Origin of the sequence: Streptomyces sp. NPDC127114 (assembly GCF_042677525.1) — a bacterium.
GTDB lineage: Bacteria > Actinomycetota > Actinomycetes > Streptomycetales > Streptomycetaceae > Streptomyces.
Genome location: NZ_JBHXTJ010000041.1, coordinates 46,457 through 64,805, shown reverse-complemented (window position 1 = coordinate 64,805; position 18,349 = coordinate 46,457). Strand labels below are relative to the sequence as shown.

The 18,349-nt window shown below is 70.0% G+C and carries 15 protein-coding genes and 1 tRNA gene; 11 read left to right on the top strand and 5 right to left on the bottom strand.

Translation table 11 applies throughout. From position 1 onward, the window contains the following. Window positions 1-607 precede the first annotated feature (607 nt). The 7 genes from ACFVGS_RS30385 to ACFVGS_RS30355 all read left to right on the top strand — a co-directional run bounded on the left by ACFVGS_RS30385 (window position 608) and on the right by ACFVGS_RS30355 (window position 8,206). Window positions 608-1,492 (top strand): trypsin-like serine protease, encoded by an 885-nt coding sequence (locus tag ACFVGS_RS30385; protein WP_385694918.1) that lies wholly within the window; start codon window positions 608-610, stop codon window positions 1,490-1,492. Window positions 1,493-1,521: 29 nt separating this feature from the next. Beyond that, a complete protein-coding gene (locus ACFVGS_RS30380) occupies window positions 1,522-1,929 on the top strand; it encodes a hypothetical protein (RefSeq protein ID WP_384419997.1) in 408 nt (135 codons plus the stop codon). 449 nt (window positions 1,930-2,378) lie between these two features. Continuing rightward, complete coding sequence (locus ACFVGS_RS30375; RefSeq protein ID WP_384420000.1) at window positions 2,379-3,614, top strand: branched-chain amino acid ABC transporter substrate-binding protein; 1,236 nt, start codon at window positions 2,379-2,381, stop codon at window positions 3,612-3,614. A 131-nt stretch (window positions 3,615-3,745) separates the two neighbouring features. After that, complete coding sequence (locus ACFVGS_RS30370; protein ID WP_384418858.1) at window positions 3,746-4,678, top strand: branched-chain amino acid ABC transporter permease; 933 nt, start codon at window positions 3,746-3,748, stop codon at window positions 4,676-4,678. 5 nt (window positions 4,679-4,683) lie between these two features. After that, the gene (locus ACFVGS_RS30365) at window positions 4,684-6,450 is read left to right on the top strand and encodes a branched-chain amino acid ABC transporter permease (RefSeq protein ID WP_384418861.1); all 1,767 of its coding nucleotides are present in this window, start codon (window positions 4,684-4,686) and stop codon (window positions 6,448-6,450) included. A gap of 5 nt (window positions 6,451-6,455) precedes the next feature. Then, window positions 6,456-7,493: an ABC transporter ATP-binding protein gene (locus ACFVGS_RS30360; RefSeq protein ID WP_385694925.1), complete on the top strand. Its 1,038-nt coding sequence runs from the start codon at window positions 6,456-6,458 to the stop codon at window positions 7,491-7,493. Next, entirely contained in the window at window positions 7,490-8,206 is a 717-nt protein-coding gene (locus tag ACFVGS_RS30355) for an ABC transporter ATP-binding protein (protein ID WP_384418863.1), read from the top strand. Before ACFVGS_RS30360 ends, ACFVGS_RS30355 begins: the two co-directional genes overlap by 4 nt. Before the next feature lie 92 nt (window positions 8,207-8,298). Here the strand turns inward: ACFVGS_RS30355 and ACFVGS_RS30350 are convergent, their stop codons facing one another. Beyond that, window positions 8,299-8,967, bottom strand: coding sequence for an ANTAR domain-containing response regulator (locus tag ACFVGS_RS30350; RefSeq protein ID WP_385694913.1), 669 nt, complete (start codon window positions 8,965-8,967; stop codon window positions 8,299-8,301). A gap of 99 nt (window positions 8,968-9,066) precedes the next feature. On the opposite strand from ACFVGS_RS30350, the gene ACFVGS_RS30345 reads away from it, so the two are divergent. Then, a tRNA-Leu gene (locus ACFVGS_RS30345) sits at window positions 9,067-9,139 on the top strand. A gap of 110 nt (window positions 9,140-9,249) precedes the next feature. After that, window positions 9,250-10,032, top strand: coding sequence for a transcriptional regulator (locus tag ACFVGS_RS30340; RefSeq protein ID WP_385694910.1), 783 nt, complete (start codon window positions 9,250-9,252; stop codon window positions 10,030-10,032). Window positions 10,033-10,035: 3 nt separating this feature from the next. On the opposite strand, the gene pyk is transcribed toward ACFVGS_RS30340, so the two are convergent. Together pyk and ACFVGS_RS30330 are read right to left on the bottom strand one after the other, a co-directional pair. After that, a complete protein-coding gene (gene pyk, locus ACFVGS_RS30335; RefSeq protein ID WP_385694907.1) occupies window positions 10,036-11,466 on the bottom strand; it encodes a pyruvate kinase in 1,431 nt (476 codons plus the stop codon). Window positions 11,467-11,612: 146 nt separating this feature from the next. After that, complete coding sequence (locus tag ACFVGS_RS30330) at window positions 11,613-12,287, bottom strand: SIMPL domain-containing protein (protein ID WP_385694904.1); 675 nt, start codon at window positions 12,285-12,287, stop codon at window positions 11,613-11,615. 125 nt (window positions 12,288-12,412) lie between these two features. Here ACFVGS_RS30330 and ACFVGS_RS30325 point away from each other — a divergent pair, with 125 nt between their 5' ends. Then, window positions 12,413-14,209 (top strand): bifunctional metallophosphatase/5'-nucleotidase, encoded by a 1,797-nt coding sequence (locus ACFVGS_RS30325; RefSeq protein WP_385694902.1) that lies wholly within the window; start codon window positions 12,413-12,415, stop codon window positions 14,207-14,209. Between the two features lie 30 nt (window positions 14,210-14,239). Here the strand turns inward: ACFVGS_RS30325 and ACFVGS_RS30320 are convergent, their stop codons facing one another. After that, a complete protein-coding gene (locus tag ACFVGS_RS30320) occupies window positions 14,240-15,652 on the bottom strand; it encodes a lysine N(6)-hydroxylase/L-ornithine N(5)-oxygenase family protein (RefSeq protein WP_384418881.1) in 1,413 nt (470 codons plus the stop codon). Next, window positions 15,649-17,025: a pyridoxal phosphate-dependent decarboxylase family protein gene (locus ACFVGS_RS30315; RefSeq protein ID WP_385694899.1), complete on the bottom strand. Its 1,377-nt coding sequence runs from the start codon at window positions 17,023-17,025 to the stop codon at window positions 15,649-15,651. The genes ACFVGS_RS30320 and ACFVGS_RS30315 overlap by 4 nt, the downstream gene beginning before the upstream one ends. A gap of 236 nt (window positions 17,026-17,261) precedes the next feature. On the opposite strand from ACFVGS_RS30315, the gene ACFVGS_RS30310 reads away from it, so the two are divergent. Further along, window positions 17,262-18,149: a LysR family transcriptional regulator gene (locus ACFVGS_RS30310; RefSeq protein ID WP_385694897.1), complete on the top strand. Its 888-nt coding sequence runs from the start codon at window positions 17,262-17,264 to the stop codon at window positions 18,147-18,149. The last annotated feature ends 200 nt before the right edge of the window (window positions 18,150-18,349 follow it).

Here is an 18,349-nt window from a genome sequence, read left to right as displayed (position 1 = left end):
AAGAGACAGGGCCTAAACGTCCGGACACCCCCACCCCCGCTCCGACCCCGAACCCCTCCCCGCCGTCGTCACCTCGACCCCGAACCCCTCCCCGCCGTCGTCACCTCGACCCAGAACCCCTTCCCGCCGTGCCATGCGCCGGGTCTGCTCCAGTCCCGAACCCCTCCCCGCCGTCGTGACCTCGGCCCCGAACCCCTTCCCGCCGTCGTCACCTCGACCCCGAATACCTTCCCGCCGTTGCCATGCGCCGGGTCTGCTCCAGTCCCGGCCCCTTCCCGCCGTCGTCGGCCTCGGGTCCGGTTCGGTTTCCGGCCCCTCCCCGCCGTCCTCGGACTCGGGTCCGGTTCGGTTTCCGGCCCCTCCCCGCCGGCCTCGGACTCGGGTCCGGTTCGGTTCCCGGCCCCTCCCCGTTCGTCGGCCTCGGCCCCGGGCCCCTTCCCGCCGTTGCCGTGCGCCGGCCCGGAGTCGATTCGGTTCCGGGCGCCTTCCTGCCTGGCGGCTTCGGCCTCGGGGTCGTGGTTTCTCAACTCCCGTTTCCTCAGGGACTCTTGTCTCCTCCGGTGACAGCCGCTTCACTGGCGGTCCACTCACAGACCGAGGGGCTTCCTTGACCGCGATTCGCACCACGACCGTGGCGACCGCCGTGACCGCCGCGGCCTGCGCTGCCGTTCTCGCCACCGCGATCCCGTCCGCAGCGATCAACTCGTACAACGCGACACCCGCGCCCGAGCGCACCGAGGTCGGTGCGCTGGTGGCCACCTGGGACAACGACGACGACCCGAGGACGCCCGACCGGGTCGACTGGGTGTGTTCCGGGACGATGGTCGACGCCGACACCTTCCTCACCGCGGCGCACTGCACGACCGACTGGCCGGAGAACGTGCGTTTCTACGTCTCCCTCGACCAGGACGTGCAGGCCGGTCTCGACCGGGCCGCCGCCGAGCACCCGGGTGACCCGGCGGCCGTGGCGCGCGCCGTGGCCGTGGAGGGCGTCGCACACAGTCACCCCGCCTACCCGGGACCGGCCTCCGACACCCATGACATCTCCGTGATCGAGCTGCCTTCGGCCAAGATCAAGGAGCGCTGGAGCTTCACTCCGGCGACCCTGCCGACGGCCGGCCGGCTGGACGCGCTCGGTCCTCGGAGACTGAACGACACGGATTTCGTCGTCGCCGGTTACGGCACCGAGGAGTCGCAGCGCGGGCCGGGCGGTCACACCCACCCGGGCGGCGGGGTCCGCATGAAGGCGCCGGTGACCTTCGAGGCCCTGAACAACGCGTGGATCCGGCTCGGCATGACCGCACCGCAGGGCAACGGCGGTGCCTGCTACGGCGATTCGGGCGGCCCGAACTTCGCCACGGTCGACGGGAGGCGGACCCTGGTGGCGACCACCATCACGGGCGACATGCCCTGCTACGCCACCAATGTCGTGTACCGCCTCGACACCCCCGGCGCCCGTGAATTCCTGAGGCCGTACGTCCAACTGCCGTGATCCCGAGGCCGTCAGCCCCGGTCAGGGCCGTGCTCGCCGCGGCCCTGACCGGCTGCGCGCTGGCCCTGTCGGCCGGCTGCGAGGCGCCCCGCGAGCCGGCCGCGGCGCCGTCCCCCCGTACCAGTTCACCCGCGGACGTGTGCACAAGTCTCGTGTCCTACTGGGTGAAAGAGGCCCTGAAGGGCAGCAAGTGGGCGGGGCTCGACTGGGAGCAGAAGGGGATGTCGAACGAGCAGTACGGGATCCACGACGACGTGCTCGTCGCGGCGCGGGCGGAGGAGCGCCGCGCGGGCCGCGAGGCGGCCTTCGCGCTGACCGACCGTGAGACCCGGCGGCGCTGCGAGGCGGCGAAGGGCGCGACGGGAAGTTCGGAGAACTGGCGACCGCCCAGCGAACAGCGCGTACCTACCAGCGGTTCTCGGCCATCACCTCCGTGACTCTGCGTGACGTTCCCACGAAGTGGCACCGCGGGCGGAACGGAGGGTTCCGGTCAGTCGCGCCGTTCGCTGAGATCAGGAGGGGTGTCCGCTATCCGGACAGCTGCTCAACTGCACCGTAAGCACCAAGATCTCCCCAAGCCCCTTAGCGGAACTGGGCGTTCTCAGCATGTGAACACCGGGGTAGTGACCCTTATGTCCCGGTTTGCCCATGGCCTGCACACCGGTTCCCCCTGTCGGCATAACAAGACAGTCACATCATGACCTCGGCGCTCCCGGTCTCTGTCCGGCTGCGCTTAGAGTCACGGCCAGTCACCGCGCCGCCGGGCGCTTCCTCTGCACGGCCCTGCTCCACCAGTACGGCCCGGCATCGAAAACGGCACCTCTAGCTACACAGCTTCACGGCACCGCCTCAGCTCGAGGGGGCCGCGCCAGGGAAAGGAATCTTCGTGCGACACCGTTCTTTGCTCATCCTGACCAGCGTGCTCACCACGGGTGCGCTCACCCTCACCGCCTGTGGTTCGCGTGACGAGGGCAAGGGCGGCGGCGACAACGCCGGCGGCACCACCACCGTCGTCATCGGTGTGGACGCCCCGCTCACCGGTTCGCTTTCCGCCCTGGGCCAGGGCATCAAGAACTCCGTGGACCTGGCGGTCCAGACCGCCAACAAGAACAAGGAAGTCCCGGGCGTCACCTTCAAGATCGAGGCCCTCGACGACCAGGCCGTCCCGGCCTCCGGCCAGGCCAACGCCACCAAGCTGGTCGGCAACAAGGACGTCGTGGGCGTCGTCGGCCCGCTGAACTCCGGCGTCTCCCAGCAGATGCAGGGCGTCTTCGCCTCCGCCAACCTGGCGCAGGTCTCCCCCGCCAACACCAACCCGTCGCTCTCCCAGGGCGACAACTGGGGCAAGGGCGACTTCAAGCGCCCCTTCAAGACCTACTTCCGCACCGCCGCCACCGACGTGGTCCAGGGCAAGTTCGCCGCCCAGTACCTCTTCAAGGACGCCGGCAAGAAGAAGGTCTTCGTCGTCGACGACAAGCAGACCTACGGCGCCGGCCTCGCGGCGATCTTCTCCGACGAGTTCAAGCGCCTCGGCGGCCAGGTCGTCGGCACCGACCACGTCACCGTGAAGGAGACCGACTTCTCCTCCACCGCCGACAAGGTCAAGGGCACCGGCGCCGACTCCGTCTACTTCGGCGGCCAGTACCCCGAGGGCGGCCTGCTCTCCGACCAGATCAAGAAGACCGGCGCCAAGGTCCCGGTCATGGGCGGCGACGGCATCTACGACCCCGCCTTCATCAGCGCCTCCGGCGAGGCCAACGAGGGCGACCTGGCCACCTCGATCGGCTACCCGGTCGAGAAGCTCCCGACCGCCAAGAAGTTCATCGAGGACTACAAGGCGGCCGGCTACAAGGACCCGTACGCGGCCTACGGCGGCTACTCCTACGACGCCGGCTGGGCGATCATCCAGGCCGTCAAGGCCGTCGTCCAGGCCAACAACGGCAAGCTGCCGTCCGACGCCCGCGCCAAGGTCACCGAGGCCCTCGGCAAGGTCTCCTTCGACGGCGTGACCGGCAAGGTCTCCTTCGACGAGTACGGCGACACCACCAACAAGCAGCTCACGGTCTACAAGGTCGAGGGCGGCAAGTGGATCGACGTCAAGAGCGACACCTTCAACCAGTAAGCACCACCGACCCGGCGCCGCGCCCCACGGTCAGGCGCCGGGAAACCCGCACCAACTCACCAAAGCCGCGCGCGGGCGCAAACAGCGCCCTCGCGCGGAGTCTTATCCGACAAGCTCATCGGAGGCCTGCGGTGCACGAACTGCCGCAACAGCTGGCCAACGGTCTGGCCCTCGGTGCCCTCTACGGCCTCATCGCCATCGGGTACACCATGGTCTACGGCATCGTCCAGCTCATCAACTTCGCCCACGGCGAGATCTTCATGATCGGGGGCTTCGGCGCCCTCACCACCTACACCGCTCTGCCGAGCGGAACGTCCCTTCTGGTGGCGATCCCGCTCATGATCCTCGGTGGCGCGATCGCCTCCGTGGCCGTCGCCACCGCCGCCGAGCGGTTCGCCTACCGCCCGCTGCGCAACGCGCCGCGGCTCGCCCCGCTCATCACCGCAATCGGCCTCTCCATCGCGCTCCAGCAGCTGGTCTGGCAGTTCTACCCGGACGCCAAGAAGGCCGTCAGCTTCCCCGAGTTCAAGGGCGAGGCCTTCCAGATCACCGAAAGCCTCCAGATCCAGCGGGCCGACGCCTTCGTCCTCGTCCTCGCACCGCTCTGCATGCTCGCCCTCGGCCTCTTCGTCTCGAAGAGCCGCAGCGGCCGCGCCATGCAGGCCACCGCACAGGACCCCGACACCGCGAAGCTGATGGGCATCAACACCGACCGCATCATCGTCATGGCCTTCGCCATCGGTGCCGCGTTCGCCGCCGTCGCCGCCGTCGCCTACGGCCTCGACAAGGGCCAGATCAACTTCGAGATGGGCTTCATCCTCGGCCTCAAGGCCTTCACCGCCGCCGTCCTCGGCGGCATCGGCAACATCTACGGCGCCATGGTCGGCGGCGTGGTCCTCGGCATCGCCGAATCCCTCTCGATCGCCTACATCGAAGACATCCCCGGCATGCAGCAGCTCGGCGGCGGTGCCTGGTCCAACGTGTGGGCCTTCGTCCTCCTCATCCTCGTGCTCCTGGTCCGGCCTCAGGGCCTGCTCGGCGAGCGCGTCGCGGACAGGGCGTGAGCACCATGAGCGAGAACACCATCACCACCGAGACCACCACGACCGTGGCCAAGACGTCCGTCGCCCCCGCCGCGCTGCTGTGGACGATCGTCGCCGGCTCCGTCGCGACCGTCGCCAGCACCTTCCTCGCCTGGACGTGGACCACCGCCTTCCCCGGCAACCTCACGGTCTACGGCTACCCCGCCCCGCTGCAGATGCTGACGCTCGTCGGGGCCGTCCTCACCGGCGCCCACGCGCTGGCCGGGCTCGGCGTCAAGGGCCTCGGCTGGCTGATCCCCACCGGCGCCCGCAAGGTGCTGTGGATCCTGGCCCTCGGCACCTTCGCCACCACCCTGTTCACCGCGATATCGATCATCGTCGAGCTGGGTGCCCTGGTAGACCTGGAGCCCGGTGCCGGCGTCGCCGTCGTCGCCGCCGCCATCCCGGCAATCGCCGCGTACAAGCTGCCCGACGACACCCGCAAGGCCACGCCCGCCAAGGCGCTCCCCTCGTGGGCCGAGATCCTGATCATCGTCGCCGTCTTCGCCCTCGGCCTCTACGTGGTCACCTTCGGCATCGACACCGAGGACTCGGAGCCGCAGCTCTTCATCGCGTACCTGATCCTGGTCGGCTCCGCCGCCACGGCTCTGGTCAAGTCCGGTCTCACCCAGCGGCTCGCGCAGATCACCGCGCGCAACCGCCAGGTGACGATCACCGCCAGCATCGTCATGGCGATCGCCTTCCCGTTCATCCAGCAGAGCGGCGACACCTACACGCTGATCGCGGTCAACATCCTGATCTTCGCGACCGTCGCCCTCGGCCTGAACATCGTGGTCGGCCTCGCCGGTCTGCTCGACCTCGGTTACGTCGCCTTCCTCGGTGTCGGCGCGTACACCGCGGCCCTGGTCTCCGGAGCCACCTCCTCCGCCTTCGGAGTCCAGTTCCCCTTCTGGGCCGCCGCGCTCACCGGCATGGCCGCCTCGCTCGTCTTCGGCGTCGTCATCGGCGCCCCGACCCTGCGACTGCGCGGCGACTACCTCGCCATCGTGACCCTCGGCTTCGGTGAGATCTTCCGCATCGCCATGGGCAACCTCGACGGCACCTCCGGCCCGCAGATCACCAACGGTCCGAACGGCATCCCGAACATCCCGCAGCTCGAGTTCTTCGGCTACAACTTCGGCGAGCCGCACACCGTCCTCGGCATCGAACTCGGCGCGTACGCCAACTACTACCTGCTCATGATCCTCATCATGGCGCTGGTCGTACTCGTCTTCTCCCGCGCCGGCAACAGCCGCATCGGCCGCGCCTGGGTCGCCATCCGCGAGGACGAGACCGCCGCCACCGCGATGGGCATCAACGGCTTCCGAGTGAAGCTCGTCGCCTTCGCCCTCGGCGCGGCCCTCGCCGGCCTCGCGGGCACCGTGCAGGCACACGTCAACACCACGGTCGTCCCCGAGAACTACGTGTTCGCCGGTCCCGTCCCGCCGAACTCGGCGTTCCTCCTCGCGGCCGTCATCCTCGGCGGCATGGGCACCATCACCGGCCCCATCGTCGGCTCCGCCCTGCTCTTCCTGATCCCGGCCAAGCTGCAGTTCCTCCAGGACTACCAGCTGCTCGGCTTCGGCATCGCCCTGATCCTGCTCATGCGCTTCCGCCCCGAAGGCCTCATCGCCAACAAGCGGGCGCAGCTGGAATTCCACGAGAACGACGACGACCAGCTCGCCGTACCGGAGCAGCGCCAGTCCGCCGAGGCGGACGCGCAGGCCGACGGCACGGCGAAGGCGGGGGCGTGAACGACATGACGACCACCACCGAAACCGGCGCCGCGAAGACCGCTACGGCCGCGACCGTCCTCGACGCCAGCGGCGTGACCATGCGCTTCGGCGGCCTCACCGCCGTGCGCGACGTCGACCTGACCGTCCGCGAGGGCGAGATCGTCGGCCTCATCGGCCCCAACGGCGCCGGCAAGACCACCTTCTTCAACTGCCTGACCGGTCTGTACGTCCCGACCGAGGGCCAGGTCAGCTACAAGGGCACCGTCCTGCCGCCGAAGCCGCACCTGGTCACCCAGGCCGGCATCGCCCGTACCTTCCAGAACATCCGCCTCTTCTCCAACATGACGGTCCTGGAGAACGTCCTCGTCGGACGCCACACCCGGACCAAGGAGGGCCTCTGGTCCGCGCTGCTGCGCGGCCCCGGCTTCAAGAAGGCGGAAGCCGCCTCCCGCGAACGGGCCATGGAACTCCTGGAGTTCGTCGGCCTCGCGAACAAGGCCGAGCACCTCGCCCGCAACCTGCCGTACGGCGAACAGCGCAAGCTGGAGATCGCCCGCGCGCTCGCCAGCGACCCCGGCCTGCTGCTGCTCGACGAGCCGACGGCCGGCATGAACCAGAGCGAGACCCGCACCACCGAAGAGCTGGTCTTCGCGATCCGCGACCGCGGCATCGCCGTCCTGGTCATCGAGCACGACATGAAGTTCATCTTCAAGCTGTGCGACCGGGTCGCCGTCCTCGTCCAGGGCGAGAAGCTCGTCGAAGGCACCGCCGAAGTCGTCCAGGGCGACGAGCGCGTCGTGGCCGCCTACCTCGGCACGCCGTACGAGGGCGCGCCGGGCGAGGCCGAGGTCGCCGAGGTCGAGGCCGCGGAGGCCCACGCGGAGGCCGAGGCCGCCGCCGAAGCCGCCGAGGCCACCGCCGATGAGGCGGAGACGGCCGAGGAGACGGACGAGGCCACGGCCGAGGACGCTCCGGCGGACGCCGACGACGCCGAGCCCGCCGACGCGGCACCGGCGGACCCGGCCGACGAGTACAGCACCACCGAAGGAGACACCAAGTGACCGCTCTTCTCGAGGTCGAGGACCTCAGGGTCGCCTACGGCAAGATCGAGGCCGTCAAGGGCATCTCCTTCTCCGTCGAGGCCGGCCAGGTCGTCGCCCTGATCGGCACCAACGGCGCCGGCAAGACCACGACCCTGCGGACCCTCTCCGGCCTCCTCAAGCCCACCTCGGGCAAGATCACCTTCGACGGCCAGCCGCTCAACGGCGTCCCCGCCCACAAAGTCGTCTCCCTGGGCCTCGCCCACTCCCCCGAAGGCCGGCACATCTTCCCCCGGCTCACCATCGCCGAGAACCTCCAGCTGGGCGCCTTCCTGCGCAGCGACAAGGACGGCATCGAGCGGGACATCCAGCGCGCCTACGACCTCTTCCCGATCCTGGGCGAGCGCCGCAAGCAGGCCGCCGGCACCCTCTCGGGCGGTGAGCAGCAGATGCTGGCGATGGGCAGGGCACTGATGTCCCAGCCCAAGCTGCTGATGCTGGACGAGCCCTCGATGGGCCTGTCCCCGATCATGATGCAGAAGATCATGGAGACCATCGCCACGCTCAAGGCGGAGGGCATGACCATCCTGCTGATCGAGCAGAACGCCCAGGCCGCACTGTCCCTCGCGGACCAGGCCTACGTGCTCGAGGTCGGCAAGATCAAGCTGTCCGGCACCGGCCAGGACCTGCTCGTCAACGACGACGTCCGCAAGACGTACCTCGGCGAGGAGTAACGTCCACCCCGCCCACCACGGACAGAAGGCCCGCCCCACGACGACGTGGGGCGGGCCTTCTTCATGTCCGCGGGGCTTCATCTCCCCCGGCGCTACTGATCCTTGGCCTTGGCGGCCTTCTTCTCCTCGGCGTCCTCGATGACCGCCTCCGCGACCTGCTGCATCGACATCCGGCGATCCATCGACGTCTTCTGGATCCAGCGGAACGCCGCCGGCTCGGTCAGCCCGTACTGCGTCTGCAGGACCGACTTGGCCCGGTCGACCAGCTTGCGGGTCTCCAGACGCTGCGAGAGGTCGGCGACCTCCTTCTCCAGGGCGCGCAGCTCCGCGAAACGGGAGACGGCCATCTCGATGGCCGGCACCACGTCGCTCTTGCTGAACGGCTTCACCAGGTACGCCATGGCGCCGGCGTCCCGGGCGCGCTCGACGAGCTCGCGCTGGGAGAAGGCGGTGAGCATGAGGACCGGGGCGATGGACTCGCCCGCGATCTTCTCGGCGGCCGAGATGCCGTCGAGGACCGGCATCTTCACGTCGAGGATGACGAGGTCGGGGCGGTGCTCGCGGGCCAGCTCGACGGCCCGGGCCCCGTCACCGGCCTCGCCGACGACGGTGTAGCCCTCCTCCTCCAGCATCTCTTTGAGGTCGAGGCGGATGAGGGCCTCGTCCTCGGCGATGACGACGCGGGTCGTCAGCGGCGGGACGTGCGACGCGGTCGCGGCGTCGTCGTCGGCGGCGGGCTGGGGCGACTCGGGGGCGGTCACGGGGGCTCCTCGTTGCGGGGCAGCTACTGCTACCTGAGCCTACCTAGGTCCTGTATGTTTGAGACACAGCAGGTTGCCAATGACCTTCGTTTCGAAGGGGCCCCGGTAGCCCAGCGGAAGAGGCGATGGTCTCAAACACCATTCAGCGTGGGTTCGAATCCCACCCGGGGCACTTTACCTTCGATCCCAAGGTTGGACCATGTTGGGAGTTAGTCACCCACACGCGTGAGTCCTCCTGCATCCGCGCCACGCGAAGCGCACATCAGAGCCACGATCGCCTGCATGTACGACATCGAAACGCGCAAACAGGCGCTCGCTCTCGTCGCTCGAGGCCACAGTCTCAACTCGGTGAGCAAGCAGACCGGAATCTCGCGAGCCGCGTTACAGGCCTGGCGGACGCGCCTTGAACCGCTCGCCACCATCGGCGGTCAATCCCGGCCCTGCCCGCGGTGCCGTCCGGCACCCGGGGCACCGCAGGACACGGCGGCATACGCCTACCTGCTCGGCCTCTACCTCGGCGACGGCTGCATCAGCGACCACCCCCGAGGCGGCCACCATCTCCGCATCGCCTGCTCCGACGCCTGGCCCGGGCTGATCGAGGCGTGCCGCGAGGCGATGCTGGCCGTACGGCCGGAAGGAAGCATCTGCATCCTCAAGAAGCAGGGGTGCGTCGCCGTCACAAGCTACGGCCGGCACTGGAAGTGTCTGTTCCCCCAGCACGGCCCCGGCAAGAAGCACGAGCGGCGCATCGTGCTCGAGCCCTGGCAGCAGGAGATCGTCGACGCGCACCCGTGGGAGTTCGTGCGGGGGCTGATCCACTCCGACGGGTGTCGGCTGATCAACTGGGCGAGTCGCGTCGTGCGAGGCGAGAAGAAGCGGTACGAGTACGTCCGCTATTTCTTCACCAATGTCTCCGACGACATCCGGCGCCTCTACACCGACACGCTCGACAAGCTGGGCGTCGAGTGGACGCACTGCACGCGTGCGGGCAGGCCGTACAACATCTCCGTTGCTCGCAGGGCCTCCGTCGCCCTCATGGACGCCCACGTCGGCCCCAAGTACTGAGCCTCAGTTCGTGACGGGGTCCCCGATGTGGTGCACGCGCACCATGTTGGTGGAGCCCGCCACGCCGGGCGGCGAGCCGGCCGTGATGACCACGATGTCCCCCTTCTTGCAGCGGCCGATGCGCAGCAGTTCCTCGTCGACCTGGGCGACCATGGCGTCGGTCGAGTCGACGTGCGGGCCGAGGAAGGTCTCCACGCCCCAGGTGAGGTTGAGCTGGGAGCGGGTCGCCGGGTCGGGGGTGAAGGCCAGGAGGGGGATCGGGGAGCGGTAGCGGGACAGTCGCTTGACGGTGTCGCCGGACTGGGTGAAGGCGACGAGGAACTTCGCGCCGAGGAAGTCGCCGATCTCGGCGGCGGCGCGGGCCACGGCGCCGCCCTGGGTGCGGGGCTTGCTGCGCTCGGTCAGCGGCGGCAGGCCCTTGGCGAGGATGTCCTCCTCGGCCGCCTCGACGATCCGGCTCATGGTGCGCACGGTCTCGATGGGGTACTTGCCGACGCTGGTCTCGCCGGAGAGCATCACGGCGTCGGTGCCGTCGATGACGGCGTTGGCGACGTCTGAGGCTTCGGCGCGGGTGGGGCGGGAGTTCTCGATCATCGAGTCGAGCATCTGGGTGGCGACGATGACGGGTTTGGCGTTCCGCTTGGCGAGCTTGATCGCCCGCTTCTGGACGATCGGCACCTGCTCCAGGGGCATTTCGACGCCCAGGTCGCCGCGGGCCACCATGATGCCGTCGAAGGCGGCCACGATGTCGTCGATGTTCTCGACGGCCTGTGGCTTCTCGATCTTGGCGATGACCGGGACGCGGCGGCCTTCCTCGTCCATGATGCGGTGGACGTCCTCGATGTCGCGGCCGCTGCGGACGAAGGAGAGGGCGATGACGTCGGCGCCGGTGCGCAGGGCCCAGCGGAGGTCGTCGACGTCTTTTTCGGAGAGGGCGGGGACGGAGACGGCGACTCCGGGGAGGTTGAGGCCCTTGTTGTCGGAGACCATGCCGCCTTCGATGACGCGGGTGTGGACTCGGGGGCCGTCGACGGAGGTGACTTCGAGGGTGACGCGGCCGTCGTCGACGAGGATGCGTTCGCCGGGGGTGACGTCGTCGGCGAGGCCGGCGTAGGTGGTGCCGCAGGTGTGGCGGTCGCCCTGGAGGGGTTCGACGGTGATGGTGAATGCGTCGCCGCGTTCAAGGAGTACGGGGCCTTCGCGGAAGCGGCCGAGGCGGATCTTCGGGCCTTGAAGGTCGGCGAGGACGCCGACGTTGCGGCCGGTCTCTTCGGCGGCTTTGCGGACGCGTTGGTAGCGCTCTTCGTGTTCGGCGTAGCCGCCGTGGCTGAGATTGAAGCGGGCCACGTCCATTCCGGCCTCGATCAATGCCTTGATCTGGTCGTATGTTTCGGTGGCGGGCCCAAGGGTACAAACGATTTTTGCTCGGCGCATAAGGCGAGCCTAGGCCTTACCAGCGGGTAGCGAAGGGGCCGGGCATGACTACTCAACAACCTTTCCGTGAAAGGTTGTTGACAAGTCTTGAATGTGTGCGGGGGGTCGCTCCGATGAGCGGCTGAAGGGCCGAAAAGCCGTTCGTCTCAGAGTTCGGGCGGCGCCATCGTGAATCGCGCGGCGACTTCCGCGGTGACCGTCTGCCGCTGCGGTTCGAGATCCAGTGGAGCGGGTGTTTCCGTTGCTTCCGCGGCGAAGGCCATGCGCATTCCGCCCGCGGGCGCGGGCATGCCGGGCGTGAGTCCGGTGTCGGAGAGTTCGAGGAGTGCCGCGAGCGAGGTGCCGAGTGCCTCCGCGTATTCGCGCGCCCGTCGCACCGCTTCCCGTACCGCCTGTCGGCGGGCTTCCGCGTGGGCGGGCGAGTCCTGGCGCAGGGACCACCACGGGCCGTCGACGCGTGTCCATTCCAGGTCGGCGAGGCGCATGGTCAGCTCGCCCAGGGCGGAGAAGTCGGTGAGTTCGGCTGTGAGGTGTACCCAGCCCTGGTAGGCGCGCACGCGCTCGCCGCGGCCGTGCCGGACCGGCTCGGGGGTGACGGACAGGGCGCCGGTCTCCAGGGTGGCGACGGCCTGGCCGTACGACTTGATCAGGGTGATGGCCTCGGCGTTGCGGGCCGTCAGGGCGGCCAGGACCTCGGTCCGGTCGGTGCCTCTGGCGCGTACCGACACGCCGATGCGGGCGAGCTCCGGTTCCACTTCGAGACGGCCCTCGCCGCGGACCGTCACCTGGGGTGCTTCGGGGGTGGGGTGCGGCTGTGTCATACCGAACACTTTCCCACTCCGTAACCCGAAAGGGCTGTTGCGACAGTGCGGTCTGAGCCAGAATCTACGCGCGTTGTGCGCCACTGAAGGCGCGGACGCCGCAGATCACAAGGGGAGAAACGCACATGCCGCTGAACCGCCGGGCCTTCTTGGAGAACTCCGCCGCCGTCGGAGCCGGAGTCGCACTCACCGCCGGGGCCGCCGCTCCCGCGGAGGCTCACGAAGCCCGCCCCCGGCCGGCGAAGCGGTACTCCTTCACCGTGATGGGCACGACCGACCTGCACGGCAATGTCTTCAACTGGGACTACTTCACGGACAAGGAGTTCGACGACAAGGCCCACAACGACGTCGGCCTGGCGAAGATCTCCACCCTGGTCAACCAGGTCCGCGAGGAGAAGGGCCGTGGCAACACGCTGCTCATCGACGCGGGCGACACCATCCAGGGCACGCAGCTGTCGTACTACTACGCCAAGGTCGACCCGATCACCCAGGCCGGCGGCCCGGTCCACCCGATGGCCCAGGCCATGAACGCCATCGGCTACGACGCGGCCGCGCTCGGCAACCACGAGTTCAACTACGGCATCCCGGTGCTCCGCAAGTTCCAGGACCAGTGTGACTTCCCGCTGCTCGGCGCCAACGCGCTGGACGCGAAGACGCTGCGCCCGGCCTTCCCGCCGTACAGCATGCACTGCCTGCGCACCCCGCACGGCCGTGACGTCAAGGTCGCCGTGCTCGGCCTCACCAACCCGGGCATCGCCATCTGGGACAAGGCCAACGTGTCCGGTCAGATGGTCTTTCCGGGTCTGGAGGAGCAGGCCGCGAAGTGGGTGCCGAAGCTGCGTTCCATGGGTGCCGACGTGGTGATCGTCTCCGCGCACTCGGGTTCCAGCGGCACGTCTTCCTACGGCGACCAGCTGCCGTACATCGAGAACGCGGCCGGGCTGGTCGCCGAGCAGGTTCCGGGCATCGACGCGATCCTCGTGGGCCACGCGCACACCGAGATCCCCGAGTACAGGGTCACGAACAAGGAGACCGGCAAGGACGTCGTCCTGTCCGAGCCGCTCAAGTGGGGTCAGCGTCTCACGCTGTTCGACTTCGACCTGGTGTGGCAGAAGGGCCGCTGGGTCGTCGAGAAGGTCGGTGCCAAGGTCCTCAACTCCAACACGGTGGCCGAGGACCCGGAGATCACGGCGCTGCTGTCCGACGAGCACAAGAAGGTCGTGGAGTACGTCAACCAGGTCATCGGCACCTCCACGGCCGTCATGACCACGGCCGACGCGCCGTGGAAGGACGAGCCGATCATCGACCTGATCAACACCGTCCAGGCGGAGACGGTGAAGGCGGCTCTCGCGGGCGGCCCGTACGCGAACCTGCCGGTGTTGTCGCAGGCCTCGTGCTTCTCGCGTACGGCCCGCATTCCGTCCGGGCAGATCACCATCAAGGACGCCGCCGGGCTCTATCCCTTCGAGAACACCATGGAGGCCCGTCTGATGACGGGTGCCCAGCTGCGGGACTATCTGGAGTTCTCGGCGCGGTACTACGTGCAGACTCCGGCGGGCGCGCCGGTGGACACGGCGAAGCTGACCAACGCGAACGGCACTCCGGACTACAACTACGACGTCGTGTCGGGTCTGACGTACGAGATCGACATCGCGAAGCCGGCCGGCTCGCGGATCGTGAACCTGTCCTTCGAGGGCAGGCCGCTCGACCCGGCGGCGCAGTTCGTGCTGGCGGTCAACAACTACCGGGCGAACGGCGGCGGCGCCTTCCCGCACGTCGCCGCCGCGCAGAAGCTGTGGTCGAACTCGGACGAGATCCGTAACACGATCATCCAGTGGGTGAAGGCGAAGGGGAGCGTCGATCCGGCCGCCTTCGCGTCGGTGGACTGGAAGCTGACCCGGGACGGCGTTCCGGTCTTCTAGTTCTCGCGCGGACCGCGTACTTCCGGCACGTCAGTGCTGGACGAGAGGCGTCAGCTTCTGGCTCTGGGCCGGAATGCCGGGCGCCTCTCGTGTGTCCAGGCCGAAGGTGGTGAAGGCGGTGCGGCGGGGCAGCGGGTAGGGCTCCTTGCCGGTCACCGAGTTGAGGATGACCGCGCTGCGCCAGGCGGCCAGGCCCAGGTCGGGTGCGCCGACGCCGTGGGTGTGGCGCTCCGCGTTCTGCACGTAGACGGAGCCGCCGACCGAAGCGTCGAGGACCAGCCGGTATTCGGCGTCGATCCGGGCCCGGCCGGCGGAGTCGTGGCGCAGGTAGGGGTCGAGGCCGGCGAGCATGCGGTCGACGGGGCGTTCGCGGTAGCCGGTGGCCAGGACGACGGCGTCGGTGGTCAGCCGGGAGCGGGTGGACTGTTGCACGTGTTCCAGGTGCAGTTCGACGCGGGTGGTGGCGACCCGGCCGGCGGTGCGGACCCGGACTCCGGGGGTGAGGACGGCGTCGGGCCAGCCGCCGTGGAGGGTGCGTCGGTACAGCTCGTCGTGGATGGCGGCGATGGTCTCGGCGTCGATGCCCTTGTGGAGCTGCCACTGGCGGGGCACGAGTTCGCCGCGGACGGGCTCGGGCAGGCCGTGGAAGTAGCGGGTGTAGTCGGGTGTGAAGTGTTCGAGTCCCAGCTTGGAGTACTCCATCGGCGCGAAGGCCTCGGTGCGGGCCAGCCAGTGCAGTTTCTCCGCGCCGGCCGGGCGGGCGCGGAGCAGGTCGAGGAAGACCTCCGCGCCGGACTGGCCGGAGCCGATGACGGTGACGTGGCCGGCGGCGAGGAGGGACTCGCGGTGGGCGAGGTAGTCGGCGGAGTGGATGACGGGGACGCCGGGGGCGTCGGCGAGGGGCTTGAGGGGTTCGGGCACGTAGGGCTCGGTGCCGACGCCGAGGACGACGTTGCGGGTGTACGAGCGGCCCAGGGCTTCGGCCTCGCCGTCGGTGTCGAGCTGGGTGAAGTCGACCTCGAAGAGGCGGCGTTCGGGGTTCCAGCGGACCGAGTCGACCTGGTGGCCGAAGTGCAGTCCGGGGACTTTCTCGCTGACCCAGCGGCAGTAGGCGTCGTATTCGGCGCGGTGAATGTGGAATTTCTCGGCGAAGTAGAACGGGAAGAGCCGGTCGCGGGAGCGGAGGTAGTTGAGGAAGGTCCAGGGGCTGGCCGGGTCGGCGAGGGTGACCAGGTCGGCGAGGAAGGGGACCTGGAGGGTGGAGCCCTCGATGAGGAGCCCGGGGTGCCACTGGAACGCGGGCCGCTGCTCGTAGAAGGCGGTCGCGAGGCCGCCGGGGACGCCGTGGGCGAGTGCGGCGAGCGACAGGTTGAACGGGCCGATGCCGACGCCCACCAGGTCGAGCGGACGGTCGAGGTCGTGCTGCGGGGTGCTGCCGGTCATCGGTGGGTGCTGCCTTCCACGAGGGTGAGGATCTCTTCGAGGTCGCCGGGGGTGGCGTGGGGGTTGAGCAGGGTGGCCTTGAGCCAGAGACGGCCGTCGGCGGCGGCCCGGCCGAGGACGGCGCGGCCTTCGGCGAGCAGGGTGCGGCGGATCTTGGCGACGGCCTCGTCGGGGGCGCCGTGCGGCCGGAGGAGGACGGTGGTGAGGGTGGGCCGGGCGTACAGTTCCAGGCCCGGTGCCTTCTCGACGAGGTCGGCGAGGTGGCGTGCCCGGTCCATGCAGGCGTCGACGAGCGCGCCGAGGCCGGTGCGGCCGAGGGCGCGCAGGGTGACGGCGGTCTTGAGGACGTCGGGGCGGCGGGTGGTGCGCAGCGAGCGGCCGAGGAGGTCGGGGAGCCCGGCCTCGGTGTCGTCGTCGGCGTTGAGGTAGTCGGCGGTGTGGGCGAGTGCGGCGAGGTCGGCGGTGTCGCGTACGGCGAGGAGTCCGGCGGCGGCGGGCTGCCAGCCCAGTTTGTGCAGGTCGACGGTGACCGTGCGGGCGCGGTCGAGGCCGTCGAGGAGGTGCCGGTGGGTGTCGCTGAACAGGGCGGGGCCGCCGTAGGCGGCGTCGATGTGGAGCTCGGCGCCGTGTGCGGCGCACAGTTCGGCGATTTGGGGAAGCGGGTCGATCAGGCCGGCGTCGGTGGTGCCGGCGGTCGCGGCGACGAGGAGGGGTGTCCCGGCGAGAGCGGTGAGGGCCTTGTCGAGGGCGGCCGGGTCGAGGGTGCCGTGGGGGGCGGGGACGACGACCGGTTCGGGCAGGCCGAGCAGCCAGGCGGCGCGCCGGAAGGAGTGGTGGGCGTTGGCGCCGGTCACGGTCCGGACGGTGCCGTGCCGTTCCCTGGCGAGGAGCAGGGCGAGCTGGTTGGACTCGGTGCCGCCGGTGGTGACGAGGGCGTCGGGCGCCGGGGCGCGGGGGAAGACCTCGGCCGCGAGGGCGGCGGTGAGCAGCGTTTCGAGCGCGGAGGCGGCCGGGGCCTGGTCCCACGAGTCGAGGGACGGGTTCAGGGCGGAGGCGGCGAGGTCGGCGGCGACGGCGAGGGCGAGCGGCGGGGTGTGCAGGTGCGCCGCGCACAGCGGGTGGGCGGGGTCGGCGGCGCCGGCGGCGAGGGCGTGCACGATCGTGCGCAGGGCCTCGTCCTGGCCCGTGCCGTGCTGCGGCAGCACGGCGCCGACGGCCTTCCGGACGCGCGACGCCGCCTCGTCCGCGCCTCCGCCGGGCAGGGGCCCGCCCCGCGCGACCGCGCCGTCGTGCAGGGCTCCGAGGACGACGTCGAGCAACGGGCGCAGGGCCTCCGGCCCGTGAACGCCTCCGGCGAGGGGTGCGGCACGCATGGACGACAGGGTGCCGGGGGTTGTCGGGGATTGTCCGGAGAGTGCGGTGGTGTGACCCGAAAGGGGGACGGGCGGTTGCGGGCCGGCGCCCGTGACCGGCCCGGAGGGCCGTTTCTGCCGGCGTCCTGCGTCCCTCCCCTTTTGTCCCTCGGACGGGAACGTCGTGACCCGGCATGACCAGGCCGATATGCTCGCCAAGATCAATATTGCTAGGGAGCTATGTCCCGGGGGGCAGGATGGATCTGCACGCGCTCAGACAGTTCGTCGTCGTCGCACGCCTGGAACACCTCAGCCGCGCGGCGGAGGAACTCCGCGTGGCCCAGCCCTCGTTGAGCCGTACCATCGCCCGGCTGGAGAGCGAGCTGGGTGCGCCGCTGTTCGACCGGGCCGGCCGGCTCCGGCTCAACGAGGCCGGGAAGGCGTTCCTGCGGCACGCCGAGCGCTCCCTCGGGGAGCTCGACGCGGGCCGCCGGGCCGTCGCCGCGATCACGGGCGGGGAGTCCGGCACCGTACGGCTGGCCTCGGAGACCTTCCTCACCCTGACCGGCCCGCTGGGGGCGTTCAAACGGGCCCGTCCCGGCGTCGAGGTGGAACTCCACCAGATGGCCGCCGACGAGATGGAACGCCGCCTGCGCGCCCAGGAGGTGGACCTCTGCGTGGCCTCGCAGCCGGTGCCGTCCGAGGGCCTGGAAGCGGTGCGGCTGCTCGACGAGCAGGTCTGGGTGGTCACGCCGCTCGGCCATCCCCTGGCGGGCCGCGCCTCGGTGACCGTCGCCGAACTCGCCGACGAACCCTTCGTCACCACCCGCGCGGGCCACTGGCAGCGCCGGCTCCTCGACCGGCTCTTCGCGGGGAACGGCCTCGCACCCGCGAAGATCGTCTGCGAGGGCGACGAGCCCAGCGCCACCGCGATCCTGGTCGCGGCGGGGCTCGGCATCGGCCTCCTCCCGGACATGGCGCGGCGCAGCGCCACCCGCGCCCCGGTCGCCTGGCTGGCCGTCGACAGCCCCGACTGCCGGCGCACCCTCACTCTGCTGCGGTACGCCGACGGCCGGCCGTCGGGCGCCGCGCGCCTGATGCACGCGGCGCTCACCGGCTGGGACTGGGCCGCCGGCCCGGTCTAGGGCCTGTCCGGCGGATCAGGGCCGGACAGGCCTGGGGGTGCCTGGCCGACGAGGCCTCCGGGGCCTGCACGGCGGATCACGGCCAGACCGGGCCTGGCCGTGCGGTCCAGCCGCGCGGGCAGGCCCGTCCGTCCGGTCCAGCCGCGCGGGCGGGCCCGTCCGTGCGGTCCAGCCGGGCGGGCAGGCCCGTCCGTGCGGTC